Source organism: Algibacter sp. (assembly GCF_049667265.1).
Classification (GTDB): domain Bacteria; phylum Bacteroidota; class Bacteroidia; order Flavobacteriales; family Flavobacteriaceae; genus Algibacter_B.
In genome coordinates, this window is sequence record NZ_JBATHX010000156.1 from 1 (window position 1) to 13,320 (window position 13,320).

The following is a 13,320-nucleotide window of genomic DNA, read 5'->3' on the forward strand; positions in this document are numbered from 1 at the left end:
AAAATGATAAAAAATGGATGGTAAAATGATAATAGAATTAAGGCAAATAAAATTTGTAAAACCGCTGTTGGAACATCAATTAAAATTTTTGATAAACTTTTTTGAATGGTTAGCGTATCGAAAAATCGATTTGCTAATTCTGGCGGATAATAATCGCGCAATTCAGACATTTTTATTTTAGGAAACCGATAAGCAAACTCAAAGGATGCTCGGGTAAAAATACGTTGTTGAATGGTTTCAATTATTCTTAACTGCATGAGTTGTAAAGCTCCTGAAAATGCTACGCCCAAGGTTACAATAATGACTAAAACTACCCACGATGTTGATATTTGAGCACCTTGTATTAAATTAATTATGGATTGTATGCCTAAGGGTAATGATAAGGCAACAATACCTGCAAATATGGCGTAGTAAAAAATTTGAAGGATGTCTCTTTTTTCTAATTGAAGCAATCCAACTAAACGTTGCCAAGGGGTCATAGGTTTATTTTCCATAGTTAGTCTTTCAAAGTGTTATGTACCAGATTTTGTATAAAATCGGTTGGTGAAAGTCCATCATTACAATCCGTTATGGATACAAAGTGGTCTTTTAAAAAATGTTGGTGTAAACTGGCCTCAAGGATAGTGCTAGCTAAACTTGATGGGAATTTGTAATTTGGTTTTAGGATGATAATCATGTCGCGCAACCGGTGTATAATGCGCTTGTAAACTATAAAGTAACCATCCTTGTTTTCTTGATCTACTTCTTTAGTTAGAAATGATTTTGAATTTTCATTTACCATAATTTTATTCAAAATGACTTCATTAATATGTGAGAATTTTGAATCTTCTTTAATCGATCTGGTTACAATTTCAATAGCTACTTTTAGCTTATTTGAAGGCTCTAGACTATGGGTTTCCAAAACTAATTGATACTCGATCCATGCCCAATACCATGATGATAAATAGAGCAATAGCTTATGTTTGCTTTCAAAATACCGATAAATGGAGCTCTCGTTAGAGCCTATTAACGTTCCAAGTTTTTTAAACGTGAAACTATCAAAGCCGATATCGTTTATAAGTAGGATGCTATGTTCAACAATGCGCTTGCCTAAATCGGAAGACTCTGGGTCTTTGACATAGATTTGTTCTGGAACAGCAATTTTTAAATTTGAAAACAATGAATCCATAATTAGTAATTTTCATTGCAAATATAATAGTATTACTATTAATAATGAAAATAAAACTATTGTTTTTGTATATGTGCTATTGAGAAATACTATTGGAGCTTAAACGTTTAGGTTTTCCCAGATAAACAAGAAGCATGAGATTATAACTTACCTTGGCAGGTTAGCGGGTTAGGGATTGCAGCGGAAAGCCCACAGCGAGGCACGAGCGAGGACTTGTAGTGTAAAGCCCGACCCAAGGCACGAAGGGTAACCCCAAGAAAATTTTACTTCAAATATTAATGACAATCTACCGAATTGGTTACCATATCGAAAACTGGAGCAGGAGAGAGGTAAGGAATTCCAAGACCCAAACCGCGAAGGATAAATAGCGCACCAATAATTACTACAAAAACAGGAATTGCCTTTTGAATACGTTGGCGAGCTTTGCCTTTTAAAAAGTGACTAAAATAAATGGCTGTTGTCATTAACGGAATGGTGCCTAAGCCAAAAACGCCCATGTATAAACTTCCGCTAGCGGCATTTCCGCTTGCCATGGCCGCGAATAATGCCATATATACCAAGCCGCAAGGTAGGAAACCGTTTAAGAAACCTATGGTTAAAAAGGTATCCATAGTTTTTTTCTTAAGCGCTTGTCCTAAGGCAGATTTTACCTTAGAAATAACCTTGTAAATTGGTTTTGAAAAGTTGTATTTATTAAATGTTTTTTGAGGAATTACAACTACTAAAATCATTAAAACCCCTATAATTATAGATAGTTGCTGCTGATATCCAAATATAAACAGACTTTTGCCTATAAGTCCAAACACTAACCCGATTAAGCTATAAGCTAGAAGTCTGCCTATATGATAAACCGCAATTTGCGATACTTTTTTAACTTGATTTGATCGGTCTACAGGTAACATAAAAGCAATAGGTCCGCACATGCCAACGCAATGAAAACTACCTAGTAAGCCCAATATGAATGCCGAAAAAAGCATGATAAGAATCTGTTTGAAATTTCGTTAATTATTTTTTAGGCTTCTTTTTGCCCATTTATTTTGTTATAATTTTGAACTGTAACTAGGCTATGTTTAAACACTTTGCCTTATACTGAATCAAAAATAATCTATAAAATATCTAATCGCAAAACCTTAATCAGATTCTAATAATTTATAGATTCTTTAAATAAATAAGAATTTCCTTTATATTGCCAATCTATTTTAATGTTCCAACGACCATCTACCAAACGTTTGTCAGGTATGAGCAAATTAGAATTAGACAATGAAATAGCAGTCTCAAAGTCTAGGTGTTTGTTAGATGGTCTATATAGGAACAATTTTCATGTAATATCTTTATAATCCAAGGCTTCCGGGAATTTTATAAGCAACCCTTCGCTTGTTTTTTCGTAGTTTATATTGCTGGTTAAATCCTTCGAATTCTCTAGCTTATTAATGTCATTTTGGTATTGTAATTCATCAGCATAATAATCTTCACTCACCAAATCATGGTCGTATTTATCATTAATATTCATCGATATTATAAAATACATGATAAACGAAATAAACGCTACAAACGCCAATACAATTCCGGTACCCCAATTAATTTTCATCTTTCTATCATTCCTGCGTAGGCAGGAATCTGTTTTTAATTAATACTAATTTTTACGTCTTTCTGCAATCTTCGTACTTCCGTCTTTTTTTAACATTCCCCTATCGGGTCGGGCTTTCCGTTACAAGTCCTCGCACTTCCTGCGTCAGGCTGTGGGCTTTCCTCTTCAATCCCTGCCTGCCGGCAGGCAGGCCTAATCCACCTATCCGCCAGCAAATAGCTAAAAGCCAAAAGCAATTACCTATTTAAAGCTCCGTGGCCCTAAAAAATTCGCCGTTGTCGTTTCAATTAACTTGTCGCCTTTATAAACGCCAATTTTAATTTTATTTCTATCTCCAGATAATGCCGAATTATTGATCTCGATAAACAAGGTGCCTTCTGCAAATCCTTGGCTTGGTACAACAAAGGCATCATTTGTAGATACCAATTTCAATTCCCCTTTATGAGACATTAATTTAAAGCTCACATCGTCAATATCCTGAGACGTTTTATTAACCAGTTTATAAGTAAACACGTTACTAATAATATTGTTTTCTTTATGTTCGTACAACTGCCCAGGTAATCTTAATACATTGGCTTCAACATCATTTCTTAAAAACAACATACCAACCAGTAACCCTATTAAAATAGCAAGAACCGCTATATAGCCTTTTATTCTTGGTGTTAATTTAAATGGCGTTTTATTCTCAATTTCCTCTTCACTTGCATAACGAATCAATCCTTTTGGCAAGTTTATGCTTTCCATAATATGGTCGCATTCATCAATACAAGCCGTACAGTTTACACATTCTAATTGTGTACCGTTTCTTATGTCAATTCCCGTAGGGCATACATGAACACATTGCTTACAGTCAATACAATCGCCATATCCTAAAGTTTCTCGGTCTTCGTCTTTTCTAAATTTCTTTCTACCATTTTCAGCTTCACCACGTTTATGGTCGTATGCTACAACAATCGATTTAGTGTCCAATAAAACACCTTGCAACCTTCCGTAAGGACAAGCAATAATACAAACCTGTTCTCTAAACCATGCAAATACAAAGTAAAAAACAGATGTAAAAATAAGCAGCGAAATTAAAGTGCTTACATTGTTTAAAGGCCCTTCAGATATGTATTGAATCAGTTTGTCGCTCCCAATTAAATAAGCCAAAAACACATTTGCAATTATAAACGAGATAAGGGCAAATATGACGGTTTTAAGTGTTTTCTTTCTAATTTTTTCGGCATCCCATTTCTGTTTGGCTAATTTACGTTGCTTGTTTCTGTCGCCTTCAATCCAGTATTCAATGCGTCTAAAAACCATTTCCATAAAAATGGTTTGCGGACAAATCCACCCGCAAAAAATTCTACCAAAAGCAACGGTAAAAAGCGTGATAAAAACCACACCAATCAACATAGAAATAACAAACAAATGAAAATCTTGTGGCCAAAAAGGAAAACCGAAAATATTAAAACGACGTTCCAATACATTGAACATTAAAAACTGATTGCCATTTATTTTTATAAAAGGCGCTAGTAATAAAAATGCCAATAAGAAGTAGCTTACATATTTTCTATATTCATAAAATTTCCCACTAGGTTTTTTTGGAAACACCCAAGCTCGCTTACCATCTTCGGTAATTGTCGCGATAGAATCTCTGAATATTTCGTTCTCTGGGGTTTCCATTTTTTACTAATTATGCTTTAGAGTTTACCTCCTTTATGATTTTATAAACTGTTTAGGTTCAGAGAACATTAGCGTTTATTTTATGCTCGTTTTTTAAAAATTAATTATCTGCTGAAACCATATCATTTGTATTAACTTCCATGGCTTCGGCTGGTGTAACTTCTGATGGAGTTACTTCAGCTGGTGCATTTTCATCTACCCAAATATCGCCCTCAGCTGCTTTCGGGTTTGCAGGTGTTGTGCCTTGTAAAGTCAATAAGTAACTGGCTACTTGTGCCATTTCTGCAGGTTTTAATAGCGCTTTCCAAGCAATCATACCTTTTCCAGAACGTCCACCTTCAGAAACTGTTTTAAAAACATTTTTAATTCCACCACCTAATATCCAATGGTCGTCGGTTAAGTTTGGTCCAATTCCACCACCACCATCGGCCATATGGCAAGCCACACAGTTGGTTTGGAAAATCGCTTGTCCTGCTTTAAGATCGGCAGCATCAGTTAAAAGTGTAACGGTATTAAAATCAACTAAATCTTTAGCTGTTTTTTTGTATTCTTCTAACGAAATTCTAGCATCTGCCAATTCAGTTTCAAGTTCATCAATTTGATTATAACCATCAAATACATGGAATCTGGCTAAATAAACAACTGCAAATATTATTGAGATGTAAAAAGAATAGACCCACCAAGGTGGTAAATTATTGTCTAACTCTTTAATACCATCATAATTATGGTCAAGTATAATTTCGCCTTCTTCTTCAACAGGTTTCTGTCCAAGAAGTTTTTGGTAAGTGTCTTGTAGCCAAGTAAACTTAAGCGAATTTTCTTTTTCTGCTAAAAATCGTGCTTTAGCTTCTTCGTCTAGTTTATAAAGCATCACATTTTCTAAGGCTCCCACAATTGCTTCAATAGCAATTAAAATTAACAACACTAAAAGAAGAAAGAGTAATACTGCTGGGTACTCTATAAAAGCAGGTTTTTCTCCTGAATCTATAAAGAACTCAACGGCTCCAAAAATAATAAAGAATACTACTGGAACACGAATCCAGGATGGAACTAAATTTTTCATTTGATGGTTGTTTTAATGTTTTTTAATGGACAATTGTAACCTCCGATTATGCTCAGGAATAAATTCTGGTTTAGAACTCTCGGTTTCATAATATGTCGTCGTTTTGATTGTCTAATGGTAAATTGCTTACGGTGTTTATATATTCTTTTTTCGCGGTAAATACCCACCAAAATAAGAGCACAAAAAAGGTAAAGAAGATAATTAGGGAAATTATCGGGTAAATCTCAATTCCTGAAATGCTATCCATATGGTTTTTTACAAATTTCAACATGGTTTTTTGTTTTTGTTATTAGTTATTGGTTTTTAGTTTACTAAAAACCAATAACTATATACTATTAACTAATTTTGAGCTGTTTCTACTTTTATATCAGTACCTAATCGTTGTAAATAAGCAATAAGTGCAACAATTTCTCTGTTTTTCATTTCAATAAATGCTTCACCATTTTCAGCCGCATAGTTCTTGTCAGCTTCATAAGTTTTTGTGAAATCAGGATCTGCATGAAGGTTTTCTTCAATTTTCGAACCTTGTTCTGTCATACTCTGTTGTGCGTTAGCTATTTCTTCATCTGTATATGGCACACCTAGAGTAACCATAGCTTCCATTTTTTTCTCTGTCATCGATTTATCTAACTCACTACTAGAACCAGTAATTAGCCATGGGTAACGAGGCATTATGGAACCTGACGATGTACTTTGCGGATCGTACATGTGGTTAAAGTGCCAGTTATCTGAATATTTACCACCAATTCTATGTAAATCTGGTCCGGTACGTTTACTTCCCCAAAGGAATGGATGATCATAAACAAACTCACCAGCTTTTGAGTATTCGCCGTATCGTTCTACTTCACTTCTAAAGGGACGAATCATTTGCGAATGACAGCCTACACAACCTTCACGAATATAAATATCTCGTCCTTCTAACTCTAACGGCGTGTATGGTTTTACACTCGCTATAGTTGGTATATTTGAATCTATTACAATTGTTGGTATAATTTGAACAACTCCTCCAACTAAGATTGCTAACGTAGCTAAAATAGTTAATTGAATAGGTCTGCGTTCAATCCAAGTATGCCATCCTTCACCAGAAGTACGTTTTTTGGTTACACGTTCTAAAGCCGCAGCTTCTGCCAATTCATCTTCAACTTTGCTGCCTTGTCTAATAGTTGCAATAATATTGTAAACTAAAATTAACATACCTGTTAGGTATAACGTACCACCAATAGCACGCATCCAATACATTGGCATAATTTCGGTTACGGTTTCTAAAAAGTTACCATAAGTTAACGTACCATCTGGGTTAAATTGTTTCCACATACTAGCTTGTGTAAAACCAGCAACATACATTGGTAAGGCGTACATAATAATACCTAAAGTCCCAATCCAGAAGTGAAGGTTCGCTAAAGCTAAAGAGTATAGTTTAGTTTTAAATAATTTTGGCACTAAATAATAAATCATACCAAAGGTTAAAAACCCATTCCAAGCCAAGGCACCAACGTGCACGTGTGCAATAATCCAATCGGTAAAGTGCGCAATGGCGTTTACGTTTTTAAGCGAAAGCATTGGGCCTTCAAAAGTCGCCATACCATAACCGGTAATTGCAACCACCATAAATTTTAAAACTGGGTCTGTTCGTACTTTATCCCAAGCACCACGGAGTGTTAACAGTCCGTTTATCATTCCACCCCAAGATGGCATTAATAACATAACAGAAAAGGCAACACCTAAGTTTTGTGCCCATTCAGGTAATGCGGTATATAATAAGTGATGTGGTCCTGCCCAGATATAAATAAATATTAAAGACCAAAAGTGAACAATAGATAATCTATAAGAATAAACAGGTCTGTTGGCCGCTTTAGGTACAAAATAATACATCAATCCTAAAAATGGCGTTGTTAAAAAGAAAGCAACCGCATTATGTCCGTACCACCATTGTACTAAGGCATCTTGTACACCAGCGTAAACAGAGTAACTCTTTAAAGCACTTACAGGAAGTTCTAAACTATTAAAAATATGAAGTACAGCAACCGTTACAAACGTAGCAATGTAAAACCAAATAGCAACGTATAAATGACGTTGTCTTCTTTTTAGCATGGTACCAATTAAGTTCCATCCAAAAATCACCCAAACTACGGCAATGGCAATATCAAAAGGCCATTCTAGTTCCGCATATTCTTTTGTGCTTGTATAACCTAAAGGTAGTGTTATTGCTGCTCCAACAATAATAAGTTGCCAGCCCCAAAAGTTGATTTTACTTAAGGTGTCGTTAAACATTCTAGCCTTTAATAAACGTTGTGTAGAGTAATAAACACCAGCAAAAATAGCATTACCCACAAAGGCAAAAATAACAGCATTAGTGTGTAAAGGTCTTAATCTACCAAAGCTTAACCACGAAATACCGTCAGTTAAGTTTGGAAATAAAAACATAAACGCCAGCAGTAAACCTACTATCATACCTACAACCCCCCAAACCATGGTGGCATAAATGAAATTTTTAACGATTTTATTATCGTAATGAAATTGTTGCATTTCCATAATTATAATTATTAATCTTTTTTGGTTAGTATCGTTTTTTCTGGTTTCTCTTTAATTAATTCGTCCTCAAATAGCATCCGCACCGAAGGGGTGTAACTATCGTCATATTGTTCACTTCTTACAGCAACAATAAAGGCAATAAAAAAGCCAATAGCCACAATAATGCTAATAGCAAGTAAAATATATATAACGCTCATACCTATTTGAAGTTATGGTTCAAAAATACTTTCATTCATGTTTTTAAAAGATGACATTTATCATGTTTTCTTATTTGTAATCATTCTATTTTCTTTCGCCTTCCTGCCGGGAGGAAGGTTACCACAAGGGTCGGACTTTCCGCTGCAAATCCTCGCACCTCCTTTGTCGGGCTGTGGGCTTTCTACTACAATCCCTACCTGCGGCAGGCAGGCCTAACGCACACATCTGCCAAATTCAGTTCTAAAATTTATTTCAATTTTCTACCCAAAACATTGGTGCAAACGGTCGTGAAAACCACAATACTAATAGAGCTTAAAGGCATTAAAATTGCAGCAACTACAGGTGCTAATTGCCCAGTAACAGCAAAATATAGTCCAATAATATTATAAATAAATGAAATTGCAAAACTCCACCGTATTATTTTCACAGCAGTTTTGGAGGCTTTAATAAAATGATATAATTGATTAAATTTTGTGGCATCTAAAATCGCATCACAAGCTGGCGAAAACACATTTACATTTTCCGAAATAGCAATACCCACGTTACTTTGCGCCAAAGCACCAGCATCATTCAACCCGTCACCAATCATTAAAACTTTAGCACCAGAATTCTGATGGTGCTTAATGTATTCCAATTTATCTTCAGGTTTTTGGTTAAAAAACAATTTCGTTTTAGCTGGTAAAAGCTTAGTTAAGTTTTCTTGTTCACCAGCATTATCCCCTGATAGAATTACCAAATCATAATCCTTTTTTAGTTTATTAAATAATTTGGAAAGTCCTTTTCGGTAGCGATTATAAAACGTGAATTTTCCTTTGTAAATATTGTTACTGCTCACGTGAACAGCGGTGTTTAAAGTAGCAGTTTCAGAAGCGTAACCAACAAAAGGAGCAGAGCCAATTTTTATAGAATCTTCATTATGTTTGGCTTCAATACCTTTTCCAATATGCTCTTCATAAGTATCTAAAGTTACAATATCATTTTCAGCCAAAAGGGAATATAAAGACCTGCTTAAAGGATGATTAGAATTTCGTAAGGTGCTTTTTAATAACGTCTCTTCAACTCCTGAAAGTTCCGACCCATCATACTCAATAGATGTTTCTTTATTCGCAGTAATCGTTCCTGTTTTATCAAAAATAATCGTATCAATGGCTGCCAATTGTTCAATTACCGAAGCATTTTTAGCGTAGAATTTTAACTTTCCGAAAATGCGTAACATATTCCCGAAAGTAAACGGAGCAGCCAAAGCAATAGCGCAAGGGCAAGCAATAATAAGGACTGCAGTAAATACATTTAAAGCTTTTGTTGAATCCACAAACAGCCAATAGGAAGTTGCAAAAAACGCAATACTTAAAACGGCAATTGTAAATTTTTTGCTAATCGCATTGGTAAGGGTTATAAAACCTTCTTCCTTGTTTTTATTAAACACATCGTTACTCCATAATTGTGTTAAATAACTTTGCTCAACTGTTTTTAAAACATCAACTTCAATGCTACCATTCAATTGTTTTCCTCCGGCAAAAAGTTTGTCGCCAGATTGTTTTGAAACGGTTTCAGATTCACCAGTAACAAAACTGTAATCAATTCGCGCATTGCCTTTTATTAAAATACAATCAACAGGAATTAATTCTTCATTTCTTATTAAAAGTCTATCACCTTTTTCAATATCATAAACTTGAATAGAGACTTCATTGTCATTTTTAAAAATCTTAGTAATCCCAATAGGGAAATACGATTTGTAATCGCGCTCAAATGATAAAAAATTATAGGTTTTTTGCTGAAAAAATTTCCCAAGTAATAAAAAGAAAACCAAACCAGCCAAACTATCAAAAAAGCCTGAACCAATATCTAGAAAAATTTCAACAGTACTTCTTATAAAAAGTACCGTAACCCCTAACGCAATAGGTACATCAATATTTAAAAGTTTTGCTTTTAATCCTTTATATGCCGATATAAAATAATCTTGCGAACTATAAAAAACTACAGGAACTGAAAAGGCAAACATGAGCCACCTAAAAACATGTTTGTATTGATCTAACCAATATTCTGTGGCTTGAAAATACTCAGGAAAGGATAAAAACATAATGTTCCCAAAAGCAAAACCAGCAACCCCTAGTTTGTAAATAAGCGATCGGTTTACATTTTTTTTACCAACACTATAATCGTCCAGACTAATAAAGGGTTCGTAGCCTATACTGCTTAAAAGTTTTACCAAATCTTTTATTGAAAAGTTTTCGGTATGATAATTTACGCGAACGGTTTTCTTTCCAAAATTAACTAGAGATGAGCTTACAGAAGGATGGAGTTTATTCAGATTCTCAAGCACCCAAATACAAGAACTACAATGTATATGCGGAATGTAAAGTGTCACTATCTGTGTTTTGCCGTCATTAAATTCAAGTAAACTTTCAACAATTTTTTCATTGTCTAGAAAATTATATTTGCCTTCAATTTCTTTAGGTGTAGCACCCGGAGCATTTTGTAAATCGTAGTAACACGTTAAATCGTTTGCAGAGAATATCTCGTACACAGTTTTGCAACCGTTACAGCAGAACGACTTATTGTCAAAAACAATTTCTGAAGATGTGGAATCAAGTCCACAATGGTAACATGATTTATGCCCCATAAAATTTGCTCATTTATACCTATAACAAAAGTCAAAAATCAAGTTGCTTTATAATATGATATTTGTCATGATTTGATTATTTTTACAAAATACAAATTATTAGGTATGAGTAAGTGCGAGCAATGTATTATTAAACAATTTAATTCCTTAAAGTCTTTGACTAAAGATGAATTAATGAGGGTGTCTGCATGTAAAACAACTAAAACCATTAAAAAAGGCGAGGTTATTTTTGAAGAAGGAGAAGTATTAAATGGTGTTTATTGTGTTAAGGATGGTATTTGTAAGCTCTCTAAATTGAGTGAAAATGGAAAAGATCAAATTGTAAAAATGGTTGTTAAGGGACAGTTGTTAGGGCAACGCTCGTTAATTAGTGATGAATGCTCGAACCTTCAAGCTGTTGCTCTTAATGATATGGAAGTTTGTTTCATCCCAAAAAGTGAAATAATTAACGATCTTCAAAATAACCCAAAATTCTCATTTGGTGTGTTGCAAGATATGGCTAACGATTTAAAAGAGGCTGATGATATTATTGTTAATATGGCTCAAAAATCTGTGAAGCAACGTTTGGCAGAAACCTTAATTTATATTCATGATAGTTTTGGTGTTAATTCTGATGGAACTTTAAGTGTGCTTTTATCTCGTGAAGATTATGCTAGTATCGTTGGTACAGCAACAGAATCTGCAATTCGTGTACTTTCTCAGTTTAAAAAAGAAGGTTTAATATCCACGGTTGGTAAGTTTATTAAAATTGAAGATTTAAACGGATTAAAGCGCGTTGAATAAACAATAAAATCAAGTATTGTTAAAGTATAGATAAAACTGATTATTCGTTTAGCTTTTTTCTATAAAAATATAGTATTTTTATAATGCTATGAAAAAAAATAATACTTCTCGAAAAGGCTTTGTGTTTAAAAAATACGAAGCACCTTTTCAATCTCCATTCGATAAGTTATTCGATATTTTTAAGGAACTAATCACCCATACTTCGGGCGATTTTGACGAAGCTATTGATTGGATGCGAGAGTTAGATATTGAATATAAACTAACCACGCCTGAATATACTATCGACGATTTTATTGAAGACCTAAAAAAGAAAGGCTACTTACGTGAAGAAATTGACCCAGATGGAAAGGGTACTTTAGCTATTACTGCTAAAACAGAACGAGCCATTCGCCAGCAAGCTCTAGATCATATTTTTGGAAAAATTAAACGTAGTGGACAAGGGAACCACAAAAGTAAAAGCCCAGGAATAGGAGACGAGCACACAGGCGATTTTAGGAACTACCAATTTGGAGATGCTTTAGATAAAGTGTCCATGACTGAAAGTTTGAAAAATGCTCAAATTAATCATGGGATAGGAGATTTTAGGTTATCAGAAGACGATTTAGTAATAGAAGAAACCCTTCATAAATCGCAAATGAGTACCGTTTTGATGATTGATATCAGCCATAGCATGATTTTGTATGGTGAAGATAGAATTACACCTGCTAAGCGCGTAGCCATGGCATTGGCCGAATTAATTACAACCCGATATCCAAAAGATACTTTGGATATTTTAGTGTTTGGTAACGATGCCTGGCGAATTGAAATTAAAGACTTACCATACTTAAAAGTAGGACCATATCATACTAATACTGTTGCAGGTTTACAATTAGCAATGGATTTATTGAGACGTAAAAGAAACACCAATAAACAAATTTTTATGATAACCGACGGAAAACCAAGCTGCTTGCGATTACCTGACGGACAGTATTATAAAAACAGTAATGGCTTGGATTCGCATATTGTGAATAAATGTTATGCCATGGCGCAACAAGCCAGACGCTTGCATATTCCAATTACCACCTTTATGATTGCTCAAGATAGTTACTTGATGCAATTTGTTAGAGAATTCACCTATGCAAATCAAGGAAAAGCATTTTACACAGGATTAAAAGGACTGGGTGAAATGATTTTTGAAGATTACGAAACAAACAGAAAAAAGAGGATAAAGGGGTAAAGCCCCACCTAACCTCCCCAACGGGAAGGAAATACTCAAATGTTTGAAAATGAGTAATATATAAGTTCGATTTTGCTTTTAATTAAGTAGGAGCGAGTTTAAAAAATAAATTAAAACTAAATATTAAATTGTAGTAAAAATATAAATAAAACTTGTTTCTCCCTTAATTTTAAGGGAGGTGGATTTTTCCAAAAGAAAAATTCGGAGGGTTAAAATATTATAAATGAAGCAAAAAACACATTCATTAAAACACTTAAAAAGTAAACGAGCAGAGTTAAGAAAATCTCTAACACCAGCTGAAGCTTTTTTGTGGAAACACATAAAAGCAAGACAGTTTGAAGGTCGTCGTTTTACAAGACAGCACAGTATTAAAAATTATATTGTGGATTTTTATTGCGCAAAAGAAAAGTTAATTATTGAGTTAGATGGTGAAGTTCACAATAATCAGCTAGCACAAGAAAAAGATGAAGAAAGAACAAAAGTT

At 34.2% G+C, this 13,320-nt stretch carries 11 protein-coding genes and 2 pseudogenes; 3 read left to right on the forward strand and 10 right to left on the reverse strand.

Annotation, left to right across the window (positions count from 1 at the left end):
• The 10 genes and pseudogenes from WBN21_RS05755 to WBN21_RS05800 form a co-directional block, all read right to left on the reverse strand.
• Positions 1-494: pseudogene (locus WBN21_RS05755) on the reverse strand (ABC transporter ATP-binding protein); the annotation flags it as partial.
• 2 nt (positions 495-496) lie between these two features.
• Positions 497-1,168, reverse strand: a complete 672-nt coding sequence (locus WBN21_RS05760) for a TetR/AcrR family transcriptional regulator (RefSeq protein WP_424198339.1) — start codon at positions 1,166-1,168, stop codon at positions 497-499.
• A gap of 275 nt (positions 1,169-1,443) precedes the next feature.
• The gene (locus WBN21_RS05765) at positions 1,444-2,145 is read right to left on the reverse strand and encodes a sulfite exporter TauE/SafE family protein (RefSeq protein ID WP_424198341.1); all 702 of its coding nucleotides are present in this window, start codon (positions 2,143-2,145) and stop codon (positions 1,444-1,446) included.
• A gap of 164 nt (positions 2,146-2,309) precedes the next feature.
• Positions 2,310-2,756, reverse strand: a pseudogene (locus tag WBN21_RS05770) (FixH family protein).
• 240 nt (positions 2,757-2,996) lie between these two features.
• Positions 2,997-4,421, reverse strand: a complete 1,425-nt coding sequence (gene ccoG / locus WBN21_RS05775; RefSeq protein WP_424198343.1) for a cytochrome c oxidase accessory protein CcoG — start codon at positions 4,419-4,421, stop codon at positions 2,997-2,999.
• 100 nt (positions 4,422-4,521) lie between these two features.
• Positions 4,522-5,484, reverse strand: coding sequence for a cbb3-type cytochrome c oxidase N-terminal domain-containing protein (locus tag WBN21_RS05780; protein ID WP_424198345.1), 963 nt, complete (start codon positions 5,482-5,484; stop codon positions 4,522-4,524).
• An 85-nt stretch (positions 5,485-5,569) separates the two neighbouring features.
• Positions 5,570-5,755 carry a CcoQ/FixQ family Cbb3-type cytochrome c oxidase assembly chaperone gene (locus WBN21_RS05785; protein WP_424198347.1) on the reverse strand — a complete coding sequence of 62 codons (186 nt, stop codon included), beginning with the start codon at positions 5,753-5,755 and terminating at the stop codon, positions 5,570-5,572.
• Positions 5,756-5,823: 68 nt separating this feature from the next.
• On the reverse strand, positions 5,824-8,016 hold the full coding sequence (gene ccoN, locus WBN21_RS05790) for a cytochrome-c oxidase, cbb3-type subunit I (RefSeq protein ID WP_424198349.1): 2,193 nt from the start codon (positions 8,014-8,016) through the stop codon (positions 5,824-5,826).
• An 11-nt stretch (positions 8,017-8,027) separates the two neighbouring features.
• Entirely contained in the window at positions 8,028-8,213 is a 186-nt protein-coding gene (gene ccoS, locus WBN21_RS05795) for a cbb3-type cytochrome oxidase assembly protein CcoS (protein ID WP_424198351.1), read from the reverse strand.
• A gap of 248 nt (positions 8,214-8,461) precedes the next feature.
• Positions 8,462-10,837 (reverse strand): heavy metal translocating P-type ATPase, encoded by a 2,376-nt coding sequence (locus tag WBN21_RS05800; protein ID WP_424198353.1) that lies wholly within the window; start codon positions 10,835-10,837, stop codon positions 8,462-8,464.
• Positions 10,838-10,942: 105 nt separating this feature from the next.
• On the opposite strand from WBN21_RS05800, the gene WBN21_RS05805 reads away from it, so the two are divergent.
• The 3 genes from WBN21_RS05805 to WBN21_RS05815 form a co-directional block, all read left to right on the forward strand.
• Positions 10,943-11,620 (forward strand): Crp/Fnr family transcriptional regulator, encoded by a 678-nt coding sequence (locus WBN21_RS05805; RefSeq protein WP_424198355.1) that lies wholly within the window; start codon positions 10,943-10,945, stop codon positions 11,618-11,620.
• A gap of 88 nt (positions 11,621-11,708) precedes the next feature.
• A complete protein-coding gene (locus WBN21_RS05810; RefSeq protein WP_424198357.1) occupies positions 11,709-12,836 on the forward strand; it encodes a vWA domain-containing protein in 1,128 nt (375 codons plus the stop codon).
• 223 nt (positions 12,837-13,059) lie between these two features.
• Positions 13,060-13,320: endonuclease domain-containing protein (locus tag WBN21_RS05815; RefSeq protein WP_424198359.1), on the forward strand; the 261-nt coding region annotated here is incomplete at its 3' end.